Source organism: Fibrisoma montanum (assembly GCF_003583365.1).
Lineage (GTDB): Bacteria > Bacteroidota > Bacteroidia > Cytophagales > Spirosomataceae > Fibrisoma > Fibrisoma montanum.
In genome coordinates, this window is record NZ_QXED01000003.1 from 50,212 (window position 1) to 69,415 (window position 19,204).

At 57.0% G+C, this 19,204-nt stretch carries 20 protein-coding genes; 10 read left to right on the forward strand and 10 right to left on the reverse strand.

Annotation, left to right across the window (positions count from 1 at the left end):
• Nucleotides 1-120 precede the first annotated feature (120 nt).
• Together DYU11_RS10130 and DYU11_RS10135 are read left to right on the forward strand one after the other, a co-directional pair.
• Nucleotides 121-669 carry an NUDIX domain-containing protein gene (locus DYU11_RS10130; protein WP_119667573.1) on the forward strand — a complete coding sequence of 183 codons (549 nt, stop codon included), beginning with the start codon at nucleotides 121-123 and terminating at the stop codon, nucleotides 667-669.
• Between the two features lie 75 nt (nucleotides 670-744).
• Complete coding sequence (locus DYU11_RS10135; protein WP_119667574.1) at nucleotides 745-1,383, forward strand: LysE family translocator; 639 nt, start codon at nucleotides 745-747, stop codon at nucleotides 1,381-1,383.
• Between the two features lie 37 nt (nucleotides 1,384-1,420).
• Here the strand turns inward: DYU11_RS10135 and DYU11_RS10140 are convergent, their stop codons facing one another.
• Both DYU11_RS10140 and surE read right to left on the reverse strand, forming a co-directional pair.
• On the reverse strand, nucleotides 1,421-2,986 hold the full coding sequence (locus DYU11_RS10140) for a GH3 auxin-responsive promoter family protein (protein WP_119667575.1): 1,566 nt from the start codon (nucleotides 2,984-2,986) through the stop codon (nucleotides 1,421-1,423).
• A 93-nt stretch (nucleotides 2,987-3,079) separates the two neighbouring features.
• Nucleotides 3,080-3,856, reverse strand: a complete 777-nt coding sequence (surE, locus tag DYU11_RS10145; RefSeq protein ID WP_119667576.1) for a 5'/3'-nucleotidase SurE — start codon at nucleotides 3,854-3,856, stop codon at nucleotides 3,080-3,082.
• Nucleotides 3,857-3,910: 54 nt separating this feature from the next.
• Between surE and DYU11_RS10150 the strand changes: the two genes are divergently transcribed.
• The 4 genes from DYU11_RS10150 to DYU11_RS10165 all read left to right on the forward strand — a co-directional run bounded on the left by DYU11_RS10150 (nucleotide 3,911) and on the right by DYU11_RS10165 (nucleotide 7,258).
• Complete coding sequence (locus DYU11_RS10150) at nucleotides 3,911-4,414, forward strand: GNAT family N-acetyltransferase (RefSeq protein WP_119667577.1); 504 nt, start codon at nucleotides 3,911-3,913, stop codon at nucleotides 4,412-4,414.
• Nucleotides 4,415-4,619: 205 nt separating this feature from the next.
• Entirely contained in the window at nucleotides 4,620-5,063 is a 444-nt protein-coding gene (locus DYU11_RS10155; RefSeq protein WP_119667578.1) for a cold-shock protein, read from the forward strand.
• 314 nt (nucleotides 5,064-5,377) lie between these two features.
• On the forward strand, nucleotides 5,378-6,334 hold the full coding sequence (locus tag DYU11_RS10160) for a glycosyltransferase family 2 protein (protein WP_119667579.1): 957 nt from the start codon (nucleotides 5,378-5,380) through the stop codon (nucleotides 6,332-6,334).
• A gap of 15 nt (nucleotides 6,335-6,349) precedes the next feature.
• Nucleotides 6,350-7,258 (forward strand): lysylphosphatidylglycerol synthase transmembrane domain-containing protein, encoded by a 909-nt coding sequence (locus tag DYU11_RS10165; protein WP_158600260.1) that lies wholly within the window; start codon nucleotides 6,350-6,352, stop codon nucleotides 7,256-7,258.
• A 124-nt stretch (nucleotides 7,259-7,382) separates the two neighbouring features.
• Here the strand turns inward: DYU11_RS10165 and trhO are convergent, their stop codons facing one another.
• On the reverse strand, nucleotides 7,383-8,351 hold the full coding sequence (gene trhO / locus DYU11_RS10170; protein WP_119667581.1) for an oxygen-dependent tRNA uridine(34) hydroxylase TrhO: 969 nt from the start codon (nucleotides 8,349-8,351) through the stop codon (nucleotides 7,383-7,385).
• 146 nt (nucleotides 8,352-8,497) lie between these two features.
• On the opposite strand from trhO, the gene DYU11_RS10175 reads away from it, so the two are divergent.
• Nucleotides 8,498-9,178 (forward strand): deoxynucleoside kinase, encoded by a 681-nt coding sequence (locus DYU11_RS10175; RefSeq protein ID WP_119667582.1) that lies wholly within the window; start codon nucleotides 8,498-8,500, stop codon nucleotides 9,176-9,178.
• A 5-nt stretch (nucleotides 9,179-9,183) separates the two neighbouring features.
• On the opposite strand, the gene DYU11_RS10180 is transcribed toward DYU11_RS10175, so the two are convergent.
• Nucleotides 9,184-10,926: an amidohydrolase gene (locus DYU11_RS10180; protein ID WP_119667583.1), complete on the reverse strand. Its 1,743-nt coding sequence runs from the start codon at nucleotides 10,924-10,926 to the stop codon at nucleotides 9,184-9,186.
• 292 nt (nucleotides 10,927-11,218) lie between these two features.
• Here DYU11_RS10180 and DYU11_RS10185 point away from each other — a divergent pair, with 292 nt between their 5' ends.
• The 3 genes from DYU11_RS10185 to DYU11_RS33200 all read left to right on the forward strand — a co-directional run bounded on the left by DYU11_RS10185 (nucleotide 11,219) and on the right by DYU11_RS33200 (nucleotide 13,641).
• Nucleotides 11,219-12,016 carry an endonuclease/exonuclease/phosphatase family protein gene (locus tag DYU11_RS10185; RefSeq protein ID WP_119667584.1) on the forward strand — a complete coding sequence of 266 codons (798 nt, stop codon included), beginning with the start codon at nucleotides 11,219-11,221 and terminating at the stop codon, nucleotides 12,014-12,016.
• 257 nt (nucleotides 12,017-12,273) lie between these two features.
• On the forward strand, nucleotides 12,274-13,350 hold the full coding sequence (locus tag DYU11_RS10190; RefSeq protein WP_119667585.1) for a 3-oxoacyl-ACP synthase III family protein: 1,077 nt from the start codon (nucleotides 12,274-12,276) through the stop codon (nucleotides 13,348-13,350).
• A gap of 129 nt (nucleotides 13,351-13,479) precedes the next feature.
• A complete protein-coding gene (locus tag DYU11_RS33200) occupies nucleotides 13,480-13,641 on the forward strand; it encodes a hypothetical protein (protein ID WP_158600261.1) in 162 nt (53 codons plus the stop codon).
• 36 nt (nucleotides 13,642-13,677) lie between these two features.
• Here the strand turns inward: DYU11_RS33200 and DYU11_RS10195 are convergent, their stop codons facing one another.
• The 6 genes from DYU11_RS10195 to DYU11_RS10220 all read right to left on the reverse strand — a co-directional run bounded on the left by DYU11_RS10195 (nucleotide 13,678) and on the right by DYU11_RS10220 (nucleotide 19,144).
• The gene (locus tag DYU11_RS10195; protein ID WP_147367913.1) at nucleotides 13,678-14,841 is read right to left on the reverse strand and encodes an alpha-D-ribose 1-methylphosphonate 5-triphosphate diphosphatase; all 1,164 of its coding nucleotides are present in this window, start codon (nucleotides 14,839-14,841) and stop codon (nucleotides 13,678-13,680) included.
• A 98-nt stretch (nucleotides 14,842-14,939) separates the two neighbouring features.
• Entirely contained in the window at nucleotides 14,940-15,758 is an 819-nt protein-coding gene (gene phnE, locus DYU11_RS10200) for a phosphonate ABC transporter, permease protein PhnE (protein ID WP_119667587.1), read from the reverse strand.
• A 49-nt stretch (nucleotides 15,759-15,807) separates the two neighbouring features.
• A complete protein-coding gene (phnE, locus tag DYU11_RS10205) occupies nucleotides 15,808-16,617 on the reverse strand; it encodes a phosphonate ABC transporter, permease protein PhnE (RefSeq protein ID WP_119667588.1) in 810 nt (269 codons plus the stop codon).
• The gene (locus DYU11_RS10210; protein WP_158600262.1) at nucleotides 16,617-17,402 is read right to left on the reverse strand and encodes a phosphonate ABC transporter ATP-binding protein; all 786 of its coding nucleotides are present in this window, start codon (nucleotides 17,400-17,402) and stop codon (nucleotides 16,617-16,619) included. Before DYU11_RS10210 ends, phnE (DYU11_RS10205) begins: the two co-directional genes overlap by 1 nt.
• A 98-nt stretch (nucleotides 17,403-17,500) precedes the next feature.
• Nucleotides 17,501-18,175 (reverse strand): thiamine phosphate synthase, encoded by a 675-nt coding sequence (locus tag DYU11_RS10215; protein WP_158600263.1) that lies wholly within the window; start codon nucleotides 18,173-18,175, stop codon nucleotides 17,501-17,503.
• A gap of 51 nt (nucleotides 18,176-18,226) precedes the next feature.
• Nucleotides 18,227-19,144, reverse strand: a complete 918-nt coding sequence (locus DYU11_RS10220; RefSeq protein ID WP_119667591.1) for a phosphate/phosphite/phosphonate ABC transporter substrate-binding protein — start codon at nucleotides 19,142-19,144, stop codon at nucleotides 18,227-18,229.
• Nucleotides 19,145-19,204 lie beyond the last annotated feature (60 nt).

The following is a 19,204-nucleotide window of genomic DNA, read 5'->3' on the forward strand; positions in this document are numbered from 1 at the left end:
CAATCGTTGCGTCGCCCTGTCTGAACCAGCATCCAACCGCAACGGCGGACCGGGTCCGGCGTCCAGCGCCTTAGCGCAAATTTAGCCATTTGTAGCCGAAAAGTTCGTACTTTCGTTGTCATGAATGCAACCGAGAATCCCTGGAAGACGCTCAACTCGTCGGTTCGCTACGAGAATAATTGGTTAAGTATCAGGCATGAGGAGGTAGTAACCCCCGCCGGAACCCCAGGCATATACGGAGTCGTTAGTTTCAAGAATAAGGCCATCGGCGTTATCCCCATCGACGCCGAGGGCAATACGTATCTCGTCGGGCAGTACCGCTATCCACTCGACGAATATTCGTGGGAGATCCCGGAGGGCGGCTCCCCGCTCGGCACCGATCCGCTGGAGTCGGCCCGGCGTGAACTGAAAGAAGAAACGGGCCTGGAAGCGCGAACGTGGACGAAAATTGCCCGAATCCATACGTCTAATTCCGCCACCGACGAGGAGGGGTTTCTGTACATCGCCGAAGACCTGGTTCAGGGAGAGCATGCGCCCGAAGAAACCGAGCAGCTGCAGGTCCGGAAGCTGCCGCTGGCCAACGCCGTAGAGATGGTTATGACCAGCCAGATCACCGATTCGCTCAGCATAGCCGGCTTGCTGATGGTAGCCCGGCTGCGGGGTATCTGAATGCCCGTTTCGCGTTGGCAACGCAGCCGTCGGGCCATCGTTGTTCCACTTCAGTTCATAAACTAAACGTCAGTTGTGTTTTTACCAATTTTGTATGGTTTCCTGGTCGGCATCGCGCTTTGCCTGACCTTCGGAACGGTTTTCTTTGCGCTTATTCAGAACAGTGTCGACAACGGATTTCGCTCGGGCATGAAGATCGTGCTGGGCGTCATCATCGGCGACATTCTGTTCGTGCTCGCGGCTTTACTCGGTACGTCGTTTATTCCGAAAGTAAATGGCATCGAGCACATTATGGCCGTGGTGGGGGTGGTGTTCCTGACGGCCATGGGGCTGGTCAACATCCTGAAGGGAACGCCCCGGCTGGCTTATCCGCAGACCCGGTTTGGAAACTATCTGTACTACGTATCGACGGGCTTTTTCCTGAATGCGCTGAATCCCGTCAATTTCATCTCCTGGGTAACGATCGTGGCATACATCCGGTCGCACCTGCACTATACCACAGCTGAGCAGTACGGGTTCATGGGGGCCAGTCTGCTCGGGGTGTTCGCCACTGAGTCGGCGCTGGCGTATTACGCTAACCGGCTCAAACGGCTCTTTACCCCCCGGGTTATCTCCGTCTTCAACCGCATCACGGGCTTTGTCTTTCTGGCGGTGGCGGTGCAGATTGCCTACACCCGTCTGTACGAACCGATGATGAAGGCAATGAACTGGTAAGCTCATTTTGACGTAAAATGAGCTTACCAGTTCATGCTTACTGATTTACGGGTTTGCCCAGCGATTTACTCAGAAACTCTTCCCAGTCGGCAATCAGGTTCTTCTTCAGCACACGCGGGAACTTGTGCTGTCCGCCCATCTTGCCCTTCGATTCCATCCAGCGGTAGAACGTAGCCGTAGGTAAGGCCGTTACGGTAATCTCCTTTAGCGCGTGTTTGCGTTCCACGGCGTAGTCGTCGTTCAGCTCTTTCAGCTTTGCGTCGATGCGGTCGCGCAGTACGTCGGTATCGACGGGGTCGTCGGTGCCGATGTACCAGTGGTGAGCAAACAGGGTATCGTGCGTTACGCCCGCCACGGTAAACTCCCGCACGTCGAGACCCATCTCTTCCGAGACCAGCTCAACGGCTTTGTTCATGTTATCGACCGACAGGTGTTCGCCACACAGGCTCAGGAAGTGCTTGGTGCGGCCCGTAATCACGATCTCGGCCCGTTTCTTGGACACGAAGCGGATGGTATCGCCGATCAGGTAACGCCAGGCCCCCGAGCAGGTCGACAGCAGCAGAGCGTACTCTTTGCCTTCCTCCACCTCATCGATCATCAGCGTTTCGGGGTTGGCCGTCAGCTCGCCGTCGGCCGTGAAGTTCCGGTCATTGAACGGAATGAACTCGAAGAATATCCCGTTGTTCAGCACCAGTTGCATGCCGTCGGCGTTGGGGTGCGACTGGTAGGCAATGAAACCCTCCGACGCCAGGTACGTTTCAATGTACGTAATGGGGCGTGCCAGCAACTTTTCGAAGCCTTTCCGATACGGTTCAAACGAGACCCCGCCGTGGCAGAACACCATCAGGTTCGGCCAGATGTCGTGAATGGTTTTCACCTTGTAGCGGGCGATGATTTTCTCCATCAGCAACTGAATCCAGGCCGGCACACCCACTACGTAGCCAATGTCCCAGTCGGCGGCCTGTTCCGTAATTTCGTCCAGCTTCAGCGCCCAGTCGCGTTCCTGCGCAATCTCCTTACCGGGTTTGTAGAACCGCTGGAACCAGAACGGAATCTGGCTGGCCGTAATGCCGCTCAGGTCGCCTTCGTAGTGGCCCTCCCGGGCGTTGAGGTTAGTGCTGCCACCCAGCATCAGGTAGCCTTTTTCGTACAGCGTAGACGGGAGGTTCTGGTAGCGGCCCAGGGTTAGAATCTGCCGGATGCTGGTGCGCTGAATGGCCCGCGACATCGACTTCGTAACCGGAATGTACTTCGTCGACGCTTCCGACGTACCCGAGCTGAGGGCGAAGTACTTGACCCGGCCCGGCCACGTAATGTTTTCTTCCCCATCCAGCGCCCGGTGCCACCACTCGTTGAACATCCGGTTGTAGTCGTGGATGGGCACGTGCTGCTTATATTTTTCGTAAAACTCCCGTTCCGAGCCAAATTCGACCGCGTTGAGTAACTCGTCGAATTTATAGTTTTCTCCGAAAGCCGTATGGTGGGCTTTCCGGATCAGCTTGCGAAACACCTTGCGCTGCAATTTGAGCGCATTGATGCGTTTGCGCTGAACGACATTCGTCAGGCGAATCCCGTTCTTCAGCATCTTTCCTAGTAATGGCATAGTCGTTATTGTTACGAGTTCACCGTTTCAGAAATGATATACATACATCAGGCGTTCCTGACGGTAATCCATACACTTGAAACGGTGAACGAATTACAGGTTCCAGTTCTTCAGTTCATCCACCATCGCGTAGGCGGTCAGGTCGTACTGACACGGCACCACGGAGGTGTAGTTGTTGGCCAGCGCATACTCGTCGGTATCCTCGGCGTGTGTGTCGTAATTGACAAACTCGCCCGCCAGCCAGAAATACCGGCGGCCATGGGGGTCGCGCCGTTCGTCGAACACCTCCTGCCATTTGGCATTGGCCTGCCGGCAGATCCGGATGCCCTTCAGCGGCTCGCTGCCCCGGGGCGGAAAATTGACGTTCAGAGCCGTGCCTTTGGTCATACCTCGTTCCAGTACGTTGCGCGTGATGGACAGGATGTGCTCATGCGTGTGCGAAAAGTCAGGCTGTCGGGTAAAATCTCCTAACGAAAAACCAATGGCCGGAATTCCCTCAATGGCCGCTTCAATGGCCGCCGACATGGTGCCGGAATATAACACGCTGATGGACGTATTGCCGCCGTGGTTTACGCCACTCACAACAAGGTCGGGGGCGCGGTCTTTCAACACGTGGTGTTTGGCCAGCTTGACACAGTCGGCCGGGGTGCCCGAACATTCATAGGCGATCACATCGGTAAACAGGTCGGTCGGGTATAAGCGGAGGGGGTTGGCAATGGTGATGGCGTGACCCATACCTGACTGCGGACTGTTGGGGGCTACAACGACTACTGTGCCCAGCTGCTGCATCAGTTCAACCAGTGTGCGAATCCCGTGCGACGTAATACCGTCATCATTCGTTACTAAAATCAGGGGCTTTTGCTCCGCCATGTAAAGTGGGTTGTGGTAATATTGTGGGGTAAAAATACAAAATAAGCCCCGAACGTGCCGACGAAACTTCGCACCGCCACCCCCGATGATATTCCCGCTATCATCGACTTACAGTCAAAAATCTGGGAGCCAACCTACCGGCCGATCCTGAGCCAGGAGCAGATTGCCTTTATGTTCGCCCAAATGTATTCCCTCGACGCCCTGACCCGGCAGATGACAGAACAGGGGCATGAGTTCATCCTCGCCGAAACGCCCGCCCGCCAACTGCTTGGGTTTGCTTCGTTTAGCATCCATGACGCCGGGGCCCATACGTTTAAACTGCACAAAATCTACGTCCTGCCCGAAACCCAGGGTACCGGGCTGGGTCGGCAGCTGCTGACGGCGGTGGAGGATCGTTGCCGCCGGCAGGGCGGGCGGGAGTTGCTGCTGAACGTGAACCGCCACAACAAAGCCCGGACTTTCTACGAAAAGCAGGGGTTTGAGGTGCGCTCCGAAGAAGACATTCCCATCGGCCCGTACTGGATGAATGACTACGTAATGGGGAAGCTACTGGGCTAAATTGACCAAAAAAACAGGGATAACAGAAAGTTTACAGATAGAAGTGAGGACAAACAACTTATTTTTGCTATATTCAGTTCAGTAAGTGGTGGCATGATTTAGTCCTACTTGCCTAGTACGCCACCCGACTTTACCAGGGCATCACTTCCGAGTTAAAAATCATGCTTTGACAGGCATGATAAGCCCGCCGGAATAAACACAAATTATGGATACATTTAGTAAAAAAGAGAAAGAGAAGCAGCGGCAGAAAAAGAAAAAGGATAAGCAGGAAAAGCGGGATGATCGCAAGGCGAATGCGCAGAAAGGTCAATCGCTCGACCAGATGCTGGCGTATGTAGACGAGTACGGCAACATCACCTCTACTCCGCCTGATCCTAACCGAAAGCGGGAAATCAACCAGGAGGAAATCCAGATCGGCGTTCCCCGGCAGGATGCTGTTGCCGCGCAGGAGGTGATCCGTCGTGGTACCGTAACGTCGTTCAATACGTCGAAAGGCTATGGGTTCATCAGAGATCAACAGTCGCAGGAGAGCATCTTTGTGCACGTTAATGCGCTGAAGGAACCGATCGGCGAGCGGGATAAGGTAACTTTTTCGGTGGAGATGACTCCCAAGGGGCTCAATGCCATTAATGTTAAGAAAGCGGTCTGAATCAATCAGCCGAGAGTTGCTGGCTGTCGGTTTGCACATAGCCGACAAGAACATCATATCGTACGCAAAGCCTGGCTCGGAAAGCCGGGCTTTTTTGCGGCCACACCTTAATTGCCTACCTTAGTCATTCAAATAGAAAGTTGAGTAACAACCGCTGTTATCAGATGAATTCGTCGGAACGGAGCCCGGCTTTCTAGTACGCACGGCGTTAAGGAGTCGATTGGCCGCCCGAAAACGGTTCTACACCGACATCGGCTCAGTGAGCCAACAACCGTTGAACGGCGGCCGGTTCCTGTGCCGACCCCCGTCTCTTTATGAAAAACGATGCGCTTATTTCGCTGGTCATACCGCTCTACAATGAAGCCGACAACGTCAGGCCGCTGCTCGACCGCATCCGGACGGCGTTGGCGGGCCACGCATATGAAGTAATTCTGGTCGACGACGGCTCCCGGGATGCCACCGTGCGGAACGTCCGGCAGTGGGCCGACGAACACGTGCGGCTGCTGATGCTGTACCGCAACTACGGCCAGACCACTGCCATGGCCGCGGGGATTCAGGCCGCCCGGGGCGACTACATCGTGACCCTCGACGGGGACCTGCAAAACGACCCGATGGATATTCCGGAACTGGTCAGGATCGCTCAGGCAGAGAACTGGGACGTAGTGGCCGGCAACCGGGCCAACCGGCAGGATGGGTTCCTGCTTCGCAAGCTGCCCAGCCGCCTGGCCAACGCCCTGATTCAGCGCCTGACCGGTGTGTATCTCAACGACTACGGCTGTACGCTCAAGGTGTTCCGGCGCGAGGTGGCCCGCGATCTGGGACTGTACGGCGAACTGCACCGGTTTATTCCAGTCCTCGCTACCATGCAGGGAGCCCGCATGACCCAGCGCGACGTGCAGCACCATCCTCGACTGCACGGTTCGTCGAAATACGGACTGGGCCGGACGTTCCGGGTGCTGAGCGATCTGCTGTTCATCGTGTTCATGCAGCGGTATTTCCGCCGGCCCATGCACCTGTTCGGGCCGGTTGGTCTGCTGGCAATCAGCCTCGGCATTGGGTTAGGCATTTACCTGCTCGTGCTCCGGCTCGCGGGCGATCCCATTGGAAACAGTCCGTTGCTGACGCTGGCGGCCGTGCTGCTGCTCGGGGGGCTGCAACTGCTGACCTTCGGGGTCATCGCCGAAATCCAGATGCGGACGTACTACGAGTCCGCGCATAAACTTACCTACCGCATCCGGGAGGAATTTCAACCGGCTCCGGCCGTCCGCTGAATGAAAAACGTACCGATGCATGCCGTACAGTCACCGGGGCAACCCGTAGCCGATGAGCCAACGCGCAGCCGGAAATGGGGACCGCTGCTGCTGAAAGCTGTGCTGAGTGTGCTGGCCATTTCGTACCTGATCTGGCGAACCGACTGGCCGGCGGTCGGGAGGGTGATGAGCCGGGCGCGGGTGGAGTGGCTACTGGCGGCCGTACTGGCCTACAACTCGTCGCAGATAACCAGTACGTTCCGGCTGAAGACCATGCTCAGGGGCATTGGCATCCAGGCTCCGTTTCGCTACCTGCTGCCGCTGTACTACACGGGTATGGCCTACAACCTGTTTCTGCCGGGGGGCATCGGCGGGGATGGCTACAAGGCTGTTCGACTCAGAAACAAATTCGGGGTTGGGTATCGGTTGGTGCTGTCAACCCTGTTGCTGGATCGTCTGCTGGGGTTGCTGGCCATTCTTGTTCTGGGCTGCCTGGCCGCGGGTTTCAGTACGTCGGTGCAGACCCTCCTGCCGGTGCCGCCCGGGATAGGGCCGCCCTGGATAGGACTGATTGCGGCTGGATTTGTGGTTGTCGTGGCGTATATCGGCGTTCGGCTGGTGTTCAGGCGGTTCAAAACGGTTTTCTGGCGGGGGGTAGCGGTGGCACTCGGCGTACAAACCCTGCAGCTGCTCGGCTGTACGTGCCTGCTGATGGCGCTACGGGTCAGCAGTCATCTCGTCGATTACCTGCTGACGTTTCTGGCGTCGTCCATTGCCGCTGCCCTGCCGCTGACGATCGGCGGGATTGGCATGCGGGAACTGGTGTTTGTGCAGATGAGCCAGTGGTTACCCATCCGCACGCCCGATGCGCTGGCAACCAGTCTGCTGTTTTATCTGGTAGCGGCCGTCAGTTCGCTGCAGGGGTTTTGGGTGAAGCAGGATTGATGGACCCTCGTGCCCGACTGCTCTCCCTACGTAAGTTTCATCCGCTATACGGTACAAAAAAAGCGACCGGGACAGCAGCCCCGGTCGTATGGTTCGTATGAAGGTACACTGACCGTTGGTCGTGCTACTGCCGAAGTTCGGCAGCTTCCTGACCTTTGCGGCTTTTGAAGCCCAGCGCCGGAGTATAGCCCTCAGAATGTTTGCTGTAGTAGCCGGTGCCGTCGTAGGCGCGGAGGTTTGGGTCGTCCTTGCAGGCATCCGAGCACGTACCGGCGTGTTCCCAGCCGCAGTCTTCGCAGAGCGTTACGTGGTTGTTGCAGGCCGGGCTGGCGCAGTTGATCATCCGGCTGGTGGTTTTGCCGCAGCGGTAACAGGCCGACACCACCCTGGGATTTACGTGGTTCACGTCGACCGTCAGGCGGTTGTCGAATACGTAGCACTGCCCGTCAAAATCCTCGCCACCCGCTTCCAGTCCGTATTTGATGATCCCACCGTGCAGCTGGTACACGTTCTTGAATCCCCGGGACAGCAGATACGCGCTGGCCTTTTCGCACTTGATGCCGCCCGTGCAGTACGTAATAATTTTCTTGTCTTTCAGGTGCTCGATTTCATGGACATGTTCCGGCAATTCGCGCAGGTTTTCCATGTCGAACGTAACCGCCCCTTTGAACCGGCCCACCGAATGTTCGTAGTTGGACCGCATATCCACCAGCACGACATCCGGGTCGTTTTTTAGCCGCCGAAACTCGTCCGGCTCCAGATGCGTACCGGTTTGTTCGAGCGGATTGACCGGCAGATCGGAGTTGACAATTTCCTGCTTCAGCCGGACGTGCAGTTTCTGAAACGTGTGGTGATCGTGTTCCTCTACCTTGAAATCGATGGCCGCAAAGCGCGGATCGGCGTGCAGCGCGGCCATGTATGCGTCGCAGTCGGCCGCGAGACCCGAAACGGTGCCGTTCAGTCCCTCGGGCGCTACGATGATCCGGCCCAGCAAATTCAGCCGCAGACACAGCAGGTGGTGTTCCTCGCGGTACTGCGCCGGATCCTCGATGGGGGTATAGATATAGTAAAGTAAAACGCGGTACGGTTTCATGCTAATAAAAACTTACTAACAAAATTAAACCCATTTTTGCAAAGTTCGTTCCAAAGAGAAAAAGAGAAGAGGGAAACGTAGAGGATGGGTTTAGGGCGCTGCTCGTTTCCTCCCCCTCTTTTCTTTTTCGTTCTTCTCCCTCTGCCATGCACATTGCGATAACAGGAAACATAGGAGCCGGTAAGACCACACTGGCCGAATTGCTCGCCGACCACTACGGCTGGGAAGTGTTGTACGAAGCCGTGGAAGGCAATCCGTACCTGGCCGATTTTTACGCCGATATGGAACGCTGGTCGTTCAATCTGCAGGTGTATTTTCTGAATAGCCGACTGAGTCAGGTCAAGACAATCATGGCCGTGTTGGCAGAAAACAGGATCAACGTCCGCGCAGGGAATGCCCACCAGGTTCGAACCATGGTACAGGACCGGACCATCTACGAAGATTCGGCCATCTTCGCCCGCAACCTGTACGAAAGCGGCTACATGATTGAGCGCGACTACCGTACCTACCTTGACCTGTTCAACAACATGGTGAGTCTGGTACACCCGCCCGATCTCATGATCTACCTCCGGGCCGACCTGCCCAAACTGCGCGAACAGATTCAGAAGCGGGGCCGGTCGTTTGAACAGTCGATCAGCGATGCGTACCTGCTGAGCCTGAACCGGCTTTACGACGATTTTGTCGCGTCGTACTCGGCGGGTGACTTGCTGATTCTGGACGTGAACCAGCTGGATTTTGCCCACCGCCCGGATGACTTCAGTAGGGTCATTCAGCAGATCAACAGCCGGTTAACAGTGTTAGATGAAGCCAGCCGCGGAACAGTATAAAGTGTTTAAGGCCGCTCATATACCACCCGCCCGTTGATGATGGTTTTCAGGACGCGAATGTCCTTCAGTTGGTTCACATCGACCGCCGTCGGGTCTTCCGACAGCACCACCAGATCGGCCATTTTGCCCAGCTCCAGGGTACCTTTCCGGGTTTCTTCAAAAGACGCGTACGCACCTCCGGCGGTCCAGAGCCGGATGGCGGTTTCGGCCGGGATGCGCTGGTTTTCGCCGATGACGGTCCCCTCGGCACTGCGCCGGGTGGCCAGGCTTTGAATGCGCAGCATGGGATTGGCCGCGCTTACGGGCCAGTCGGAGTGCTGGGCCGCTGGAATGCCCATGTCGACCACCGACCGGTTCGGGTGCATCATGCCCCAGCGTTGGGTGCCGTACACGAGCATCTTATCGCCATGTTCATAAATGTACGAGTGCAGGACTACCACCACGCTGTCGCGTTTGATACGTTGCAGCAGGGCGTTGTTGGTTACGCTGCAGTGTTCGATGCGGTGGCGGCTGCCGGGGCGGGGATACCGTCGCTGGGCGGCTTCGAAAGCGGTCAGGGTCATCTCAATTTCGCGGTCGCCGTTGGAATGGCAGGCAATCTGCAGGCCGTTGCGGTGAATGGTGAGGAAAAGACTATCGAGCGCAGCCTGGCTTCGTTCGGGCGGGATGCCGTAATAATCTTTGAGGCCGGTTTTCGGGTTGATCATCTCATAGGGTTCGCTGAGCCAGCAGGTTCGGCCGCTGAGCGAGTTGCCGTGGTATACTTTAATACCGCTTATGCGCAGGCTTTCGTTGCCGTAGCCGCGCCGGATGTTTCGGCGCAGGGCCTCGTCAAGTTCGTTCACCGACAGCAGCAGATTAATGCGCATGGGCAACCCGGCGGCCTGCAGTTTTTCATAAATCGCCATCTTGCCGAAGGTCGCCCCCGCTTCAGTCAGGCTGGTGATACCATTGGCGAGGTAAGCCTCAAAGCAGCGTCGGTAGGCCGCCATGGTTTCATCATCGGTTGGGGCGGGGGCCGTTTTCAGCTTGTCGGACCGGATAATGGCCGCGGCCGTTTCGCGACATACGCCCGTGGGAACACCCAGGCTGTCGCGGTCGAAGGAGCCGCCGGGTGGGTCGGGCGTGGCGCTGGTTATGCCCACCGCTTCGAGTACGTAGGAATTGACGGACCAGATGTGATTGCTGGAATGGCGGATGATGACCGGGTGCCGGCGCGACACCTGGTCCAGTTCGCGCCGGGTCGGGTGGCCACCCAGCTTGGTGTCCTGGTAGCCGTATCCCTGCACCGGCAGGCCCTCCGGTGTCAGATCGGCTTTGCGTTTGAGCAGCGCAACCAGTTCGGTCATGGAACGTACCGAATCCGGGCCGACGCTGATCATAGCGTTTGGCGAGGCAAACGGGTAGATCGGTGCCGGGTGCAGGTGGGCGTCGTTGAAGCCCGGTACTACCGTGCGGCCCTGCAAATCAATCACCTGGGTTTGTTTACCGATGAGCTTACGAATGGCTTCCGTAGTGCCAACCGCCCGTATGGTTCCTCCGGAAATGGCAATGGCCTGAGCCCGGTCGCCGGGGCGGGCGATGGTGATGATGTTGCCATTCAGCAGGACCAGGTCGGTAGACTGAGCCCGGAGTGAGTGGCCGGTTATACACAGCAGGCTGGCAAGAGGCAGCGTCAGGCGATGACGCAGAATAAGTCCGGAACAGGCTCTGATCAGTGCCCGGGTTGGCCGGTAGAGGTGATGCATGGAGAGAAAAAGTTGACGTTAGGCGGGGGTGGAACAGGTACGAGCCTGGTCACCCTGCCGGTGGATGAAAACCTGGTGCCGACCGTTCCCGAGATGGGGAACGGCTTATGCAAAGCTACGCGATGAGGTAGGCAGAAAACCTGCTGTGTTTGTTTTCGATTTGTTGTTATCAGGAGGTCAATCTTAACAATTTCTTCTTACGAAAACGGCATCGGTGTGGTTGCTCAACCGGTTGACATATTATTGGAAAGCCGGCCGTTCGACGGCCGCATCCTGCCCACCATAACTCTCTATGCTTAAACTCATTACCATTAACACCTGGAAGGGCGATGGCCGTTATCGCGACCGTATCGAATGGCTGGCGGAACAGCTACAGGCCTTACAGCCCGACGTTCTGGCATGCCAGGAAGTGTTTCAGACGCAACAGGCCGATACGGGGCAGTACCTCGCCGACCGCCTGTCGATGTACCACCTGTTTACGCCGGCCCGCTTTAAACCCCGGCGCTTTGCCGGCCGCACCGTCGATAGCTGTTCGGGGCTGAGTGTGCTGGCCCGCTACCCAATCGAACGGATTGATGTTCTTCAGTTGCCGACCGATGAACGGGATGGAGAACGTATCGCTCAGTTTTGTCGGATTGACGCCGATGGGTCGTCCATCCTGCTGATCAATACGCATCTGACGTACCTCGCCGACGGATCGGCGCTGCGGCACCGGCAAGTGCAGACCATCCTGACGCATCCGGCATTGGCCGAACCGTATGCCGCCGGATTTCTGTGTGGCGATTTCAATGCCGAACTGCATACCCCCGAAATCCAGTACCTACTGAACCACCCGGCGGTGTCCGTGCGCAGCGCGTACCAGGCAGGGGGAGGGGCCGTGCCCGGTTTTACGATGGTCGACCAGACCGGCGAGGGGCGGATCGACGGCCGGAGCATCGACTATATTTTTTCGCTGGCCGCGACGCCTGCCGAACACCCAGTTATCACAGGCGCCTGCATCGTGCTGGATACCCCCAATGCAGCCGGTACGTACCCAAGCGATCACTTTGGCGTATGGGCGCAGGTGGGTATACCCGGCAAGACCCGCTGACAGCAAAACGCGCTGACAGACAGGTTCTGGCTGAGCGGCCCATGCCCGGATTGTGAAAAATAAAACGTAACGGGACAATGTGGGCCTTCTTTATCGACGTTGTCCCGAAACGTAGTAAAAAAATGGCCGGTAAAAATGCGGTTTCCGCGGAGATAATGGGTAACTCGCTTCAGGAAACGGGGGCTAGTTGACATTGCAATTTTCGTTTCCTGATAATAAAGAGTAGATTTAACTTTTACTTGTACCAGATTGATTGTATGACCCACCCTGTTAAGGCCATTATTGCCGCTACCGGCAGCTACATTCCAACCGTCAGAATGAGTAATGAGGCCTTTGCAAACCACCGCTTTTTCGACCGGGACGGGTTGCCGCTCCAGCACAGGCAGGACGTTATTCTGGAAAAATTCAAATCGATTTCGGGCATCAGCGAACGGCGGTACGCCGAGCCAGAACAACAGGCGTCGGATCTGGGCTTCCTGGCTGCGAAAGATGCCCTCGACAGTTCCGGCATTGACCCCGAAAGCCTGGACTACATCATCGTTGCGCATAACTTCGGTGATGTTGCCTTCGGCAGCAATCGGGTCAGCATGGTGCCGTCGCTGGCGTCGCGGATCAAGGCGCTGCTTCAGATCCGGAACCCGAACTGCGTTGGCTACGATCTGGCGTTCGGCTGCCCCGGCTGGCTGGAAGGAGTCATTCAGGCCAGTTATTACATCCGGTCCGGCGATGCACGCCGGTGTCTGGTGATCGGGACCGAAACGTTGTCCCGCGTGACGGATTCGCACGATCGGGATTGTATGCTGTTCAGTGATGGCAGCGGAGCAACCATTCTCGAAGCTGCTGATGATCAGGTGGGTGTGCTGGCTCACTGCACACAAACGCACGCCCACGAGTACGCGCATCTGCTATCGATGCAGCCGTCGAATGCCCCGCTTCAGGCCGACAGCCAGGATATTTTCATGAAAATGAATGGTCGTAAGCTGTACGAATTTGCGCTGACGAATGTGCCCGTTGCCATTAAGGCGGCTCTCGACAAGGCGGCCGTACCGCTGTCGGCAATCAGCAAGGTGCTGATCCATCAGGCAAACGAAAAAATGGATGCGGCCATTCTGCAGCGGCTCTTCCGGCTCTACGACATGCCCATGCCCGCCGACGATCTGATGCCAATGACCATTTCCTGGCTAGGCAATAGTTCAGTAGCCACGATTCCCACGTTGCTGGACCTGATTTTAAAGGGAAATCTGGATAACCACCACCTCAATCCGGGCGATACCGTTGTGTTTGCTTCGGTTGGAGCCGGCATGAACGTTAATGCCGTGGTGTACCAGTTCTGATCTGCCGGTCGTTCTGTATGAACAGACCAGGGTTTGCGTGAGCCGGGTCGGCTCACGCAAACATCGCTCCTACGGCCCACAAAGTATCCATTCGCCCGACCGCGGGTCTGCACGTTTATCCTTAAAAACATGGCCGCATATCGCCCATACTCACGCATTTACAAGGGACCTAAACCGACACTGGAGCACAAAAACCCGTATGTGGTTATTGGCCAGCCCGGCATGATCAAATACCTGACTGATAAGCAGGCCAGTGGCCGCGACGACCTCATCCCGCAATTTCAGCGGTAGTCAGTACCAGCATTGGGCGCTGCCGGTCGGATCGCATCAGGCCGCCGACAGCGCCGGATAAGGCATAACCTGAGCCGCCGTCTGGTATCTGACCAGCCCCCGAACCCACACCTTCGCTACGTCGGCGTAGGAACCCTTGTGCCGGAACGCCACCAGATCGGCTTCCTTACCGGACTCGATGCTGCCAATCACGGAGTCGAGTCTGAGGATACGGGCCGGGTTCAGCGATACGTAGCGGATGGCCTCACTGGGAGTAAGCCCATCCCGCATCATCATCAGGGCGGCCGAGAGCATGGTTGGAAAGTGATAGTCCGAGCAGAGCATATCGACCAGGCCCTCCCGCATGGCGTCTACACACGACAGGTTTCCGCAGTGCGACCCACCCCGGACGTAGTTGGGGGCTCCCATGCAAATGAGCATCCCGAGTTCCCGGGCTTTGCGGGCCGCAACCAGCGCTGTCGGCATTTCCGACAGCGTAGCGCCGAAATGACGGGCTTCTTCAACGTGTTCTACGGTGGTATCGTCGTGGCTTCCCAGCGGACAAACTTCGGTAAAAACTGCCTGAATAGCGTCGCGGTGGTTGATACGGCTCAGTTCCTCAATCTGCTGGTAGAGCCGTTGGCGGGTGTCATGGTCTGAAGTACCCCAGAGTTTAGCGCGTTTCGCAACCAAATCATCGAGCGTAAACTGACGCTGGCCGGGAATTGCGTCGTTATACACCACCAGTTTCAGGCTTTCGATCGACAGCATGGAGGCCAGATACTCCAGCACCGTATCCGTATTGGGGTTCAGTCGGGCGTGTACGAAATGCCGAACCAGCGCTCCTTTTCGCAGTTCATCAATCTCCCGCGATTGGCTGACGGCCTGGCTGAAGGAGCGGTTTAGCCCGTCGTTATCCGAAAAGCTGACCGCACTCAGAACGGTCGTTAGTCCACAGGCAGCCGCGCGCTGGTCCATAAAGTGGAACGCCATCGGGATGGGGAAGTTAGCACCCGGCCGGGGGTGAATTTCGCGTTCGAGGTAATCTGAATGAATATCGATGCAGCCCGGTGCCAGCCACATGCCCCGCATGTCATCGCCCTCGGCGTAGGTTTTCCCCCTAACAATGTCGGTAATCAGACCGTTTTCGATGACAACCGAGCCGGTAAAGTCGTCGGATGGGGTGATAATTCGGGCGTTGGTCAGGATATGGTTGTTCATAAAGTCGGTGAAGAACAGACGTTCGGAAAAGACAGCCAAAAGTGATGCCTGTTTGTTAGGGGTAAATTAGAGGTGCATGAGATTTTTGGGCCGTATCGCTATTTGAGCAGGTCCTGTCCGAGTGCCCGGCTCCGGAGCCAGTCGGACAGCTTTTCGACGGCAAAAACGAGCAGAATGGTAAAGCAGATCAGCGCCAGCGCATCCCGGTAGCGCACGAGCCGCATGGCCATGCTGATTTCGTAGCCAACGCCCGCGCCCCCAAACACGCCCAGCCCGATGGCGGCCCGCAGGTTGATGTCGAAGGCGTAGAACAAGTTGGCGATAAACGAGGGGAGTACCTGGGGAATCACCGCATACCGGATGACCTGGAGCTTACTGGCCCCGACCGAGTGCACTGCGTCGATGGGTTCTTTCTCCGCCCCTTCGATGGCGTTGGCGAACAGCTTTCCGAACATCCCGATGGTGCCTACGGCCAGCGACAGCATCCCGGCGAAGGGGCCAAGTCCAACGGCGATCAGAAACAGAAGCAGGATAACCAGGCTTGGAATGACCCGTTCGATGGCCAGGAGTGTCCGGATCACGGCACCCACAGCCGGGTGGGGAGTCGTATTCCGGGCCGCCAGAAACGCCAGCCCCATCGCCACCGCTCCGCCAGCCAGCGTACCCAGGAAGGCCATCGACAGGGTTTGCAGGATGGAAGCGAAGATTTTCTCTTTGCGCCACAGGACCTCAAAATTAGGCGGGGTCATCTCAACCACCAGGTCGGCCATGTAGTGAAAATCCGAGATGAAGAGCAGCGGTTCAAACTTAAAATAGGAACACAGGCCGATGATCACCACGGCCAGCACTGCCAGATAGGCTGCGTGGCGTTTGTAGCGTTCGGAGGGCAGGTACTGCTTGTCGAGCGATACGTTCATAGGGCGAGGAAATTGGATGAGTTAAGCCGCGGGCAATGCCCGGGAGAGGTCAGAGTCGGGCGTCCAGGGTTAGCTTTTTCCGAACGTAGTCGGACAGGCGTTCGGACACGAACACGAGCAGCAGCGTGATGAGAATGGCCGTAGTAGCCCGCTGGTATTGCAACGTCTGAAACGAATAGTACAACTGAAACCCAATACCACCGGCTCCTACGGCTCCCAGCAGTACCGACAGCCGGATGTTGACCTCGAACCGAAAAATGGTGTTGGCCAGGAGAGAAGGCAGCACCTGAGGCAGCACGCCATACGTGATCACCTGCCATCGGCGGGCCCCCACCGATTCAATGGATTCGAGGGTAGCCGGATTAATTTCTTCGATTGCATCGCTGAACAACCGCCCCAGCATGCCGATACAGCCGAACGCCATGGCAATGACACCGGGAAAGGGTCCGAGCCCCAGCGCAGAGATCAGCAGCAGCAGGATCACAATTTCGGGTAACGATCGCTCCGTAGCCAGCAGAAACCGGCTCAGGTTCCGCAGCCAGCGGGGGGCAATGTTGGAAGCCGCAGCCAGCCCGAAAAACAGGGATAGAAACGCGCCGAAGATGGTAGCCAGAAACGCGAGGAGGATGGTTTCCAGGGCAGGCATGGCCATGTCGGCAAAGGCGGTCCAGTCGGGGGGGAACAGATAGCCCAGGAAGTCAATACCCTTGGGCAGCCCTGTCCGCAGGGCGTCGACATCAACTTTGCACGAGACTCCGGCCCAGTAGGCGCAGAACCCGATAACCAGCGCTATGGTCCAGATGCGCAACGTCTGTCGGCGCCGGTAGCCGCTGTACGTCCAGGGCGTGTCCTGTTTCATCAGGCGGGTTGTAAGATACGTTGAGACGCTTCAATTTCGGAAAGTTCGGCCCCGTAGAGATCAACCAGTTCGCTGCGGGTCATTTTGCTGTCGCCATCCCGAACTACAACGCCCTCTTTGAGCGCAATAATCCGCGTGCAGAACTCCATGACCAGATCCGGCTGGTGAAAAACCCCGATGATGGGCATCTCCTTGGCCAGCGGGGTAAGAATCTGCATGATTTTGCGGGCGTTGGTCGGGTCGAGGTTTGCGATCGGTTCGTCGGCCAGCATCACCGCAGGCTGCTGGTAAATGGCGCGGGCAATGGCTACCCGCTGCTGTTCGCCCCCGCTCAGCGACCCGACGGGCCGGTGAGCCAGGTGGGCGACATTAAGGTGTTCGAGTACAGCCAGCGCCTGCCTGGCTTCGTCGTCGGTGAAGCCGTAGACCAGACTGCGCAGCAGGTTGATCCGTCCGAGTTGCCCGATCATGACATTGTCGATGGCCGACAGACGCTTAACCAGGTTGAATCCCTGAAAAATTACCCCGATCTGCCGACGCGCCTTCCGAAGCTCGCGGCCTCTGGCGTGGGTCAGGTTGACGAGGTTGTGCTCGTGGTCGGTGAACAGTACCTCCCCGCTGGTGGGGCGGGTAAGTCCGTTGAGGCAGCGCATGGTCAGCGTTTTGCCGGCGCCACTGGGGCCCAGTATGCCGACAAATTCGCCCTTGGTTACGGTGAAGCTGATGCCTTTCAGGATAGGCACCCCCTCTTTCGTCGATTTCGTAATCTGTCGAACGTCTATCATGCGGGCTAAAATCTGGAACGAAAGTAGTCGCGCCGTATTAGCCCCCATTAAGCCGTTTGTTAGGGTTCGATTAGCACCGCCCCCCGCCTGGATTGCCCTTACGCAGCCGCCGACGGTAGCGCCGTGGCTTCCTCACGGCTGCGGATCAGGTGGTTGATGGTTTTGAACCGTTTAACGGCCTGAACAATGTCCTGGGTCCGTTCAAAGGTTGTCCAGATGTGGCCGAGCAGCGCCATACCGTCAAATCCGGCGTCGAACACGTTGTTGACAACTTCATCCGTGATGCCGCCGAGGGCGATGACTTCCGGCCGGTTGGTTTTCTGGGTCAGGAAGCTTTTCAGTTCCTGTGTCCTGAATTTACTGTTGTAGCCCTGGTTGGAGATGCTGTCGAAAACCGGGCTCAGAAACAGGTAGTTGTACAAAGCGGGCATCCGTTTGATCTCCGGGATCGAGTGGAGTGAAAAGCTCAGGTGGTTGAACGCCGGCGGAGAGTCGGGGGGGAGCTTCCGGCTGCGCAGGTAATCATCGTAGCCGAATTTTTTAGTAAAGTGAGCGCCCATTAAACCGAATTCGTCGATCAGCTCGAAGTGCGAATGCAGCACAACGTACCGGCGAAACGGTTCGGCGATCTGCTCAATGTAGTTGGCCATCTGGTGGGTCGTGTAATCCCGCTTGCGCAGATGGAAATAGCGCAGCCCCTCGCAGAAAAGCAGATTCAGAACGTAGTGCTCGTGGGGGATGTCGCTAAAATTGGAGATCAGCAGTAGTTTCATAGGACAACAGGACTGCCTGGGCATGGTATATACATTTCTCAGCTAAATATATCATTCTTCTTCCAGAGTCAGCCCTTCAATCTGATTCGCCATCTGACGCAGCGACGCATACAGGCTATCCGTAGCGGGGATGTAGCTCATGCTGTAGGTAAACTGCGCCTGTAGCGCTTCCATAGCGTTGGGGTCGGCTTTGGCCACGTTCGTGTAGGCCTGCTGAATCTGTTTTTTCAGGGCCGGGTCCAGGTCTTTCCGGACAAAAACCGGGCCCGGCGCAATCGGCTCCGATTCCCAGATCACCCGAACACTACCGGGCTTTACCTTCCCGATTTTCAAAAACCGGTCAAGCGTCGCGTACATAATCGCGGCTACGTCAACCCTGCCGGACGTTACCGAAAACAGGGTGGCGGTGTGATCGGTGGAGGTGAAGACTTCCTTGAAATCCTCTGGTTTTATGCCCCGCTTCTGCAAATAATAACGTGGCACCAGATGCCCCGAGGTTGACGTGGGATACGCCCAGGACATGGTAATCTTCCCCGCGTTTTTCACAACGTCTTCCATGGATTTCAGGCCCGAATTGGGGTTAGTGATCAGGCAGCTTTTGTAGTAGCGTACGTTTCCGTCGGCGGCCGTGGTGGTGGCAATGGCCTCGGCTCCGATCGCTTTTGAGGCAACCAGGTAGGTAAATGCGCCGGTGCCGCCGGCTACCTCAATCTTTTTGGCCCGCATGGCCTCAATCATGGCTGAGGGCGTCGTGATCTGCAGAAATTCCACCTCCCGGCCCAGTTGCTTCGTGAAGTAGTTTGTCAGTACGTCCAGCCGTTCATAGGTCTGCTCGGTTTCTTGAGCAACCAGCAGCCCGAACCGGAGTTTTTTCGGATTGCCGTCGCTCTGTTCTTCCGAACGGCCACAACCGGTCAACAGGCCCCCGGCCAGTAAACAAACCACCAGGATTAACCAACGTGTTCTCATGGCAGGCAGGGGTTGATCGTGTTCTTGCTGATTGCTAAAAATAAGCGGGGCATATGTCCG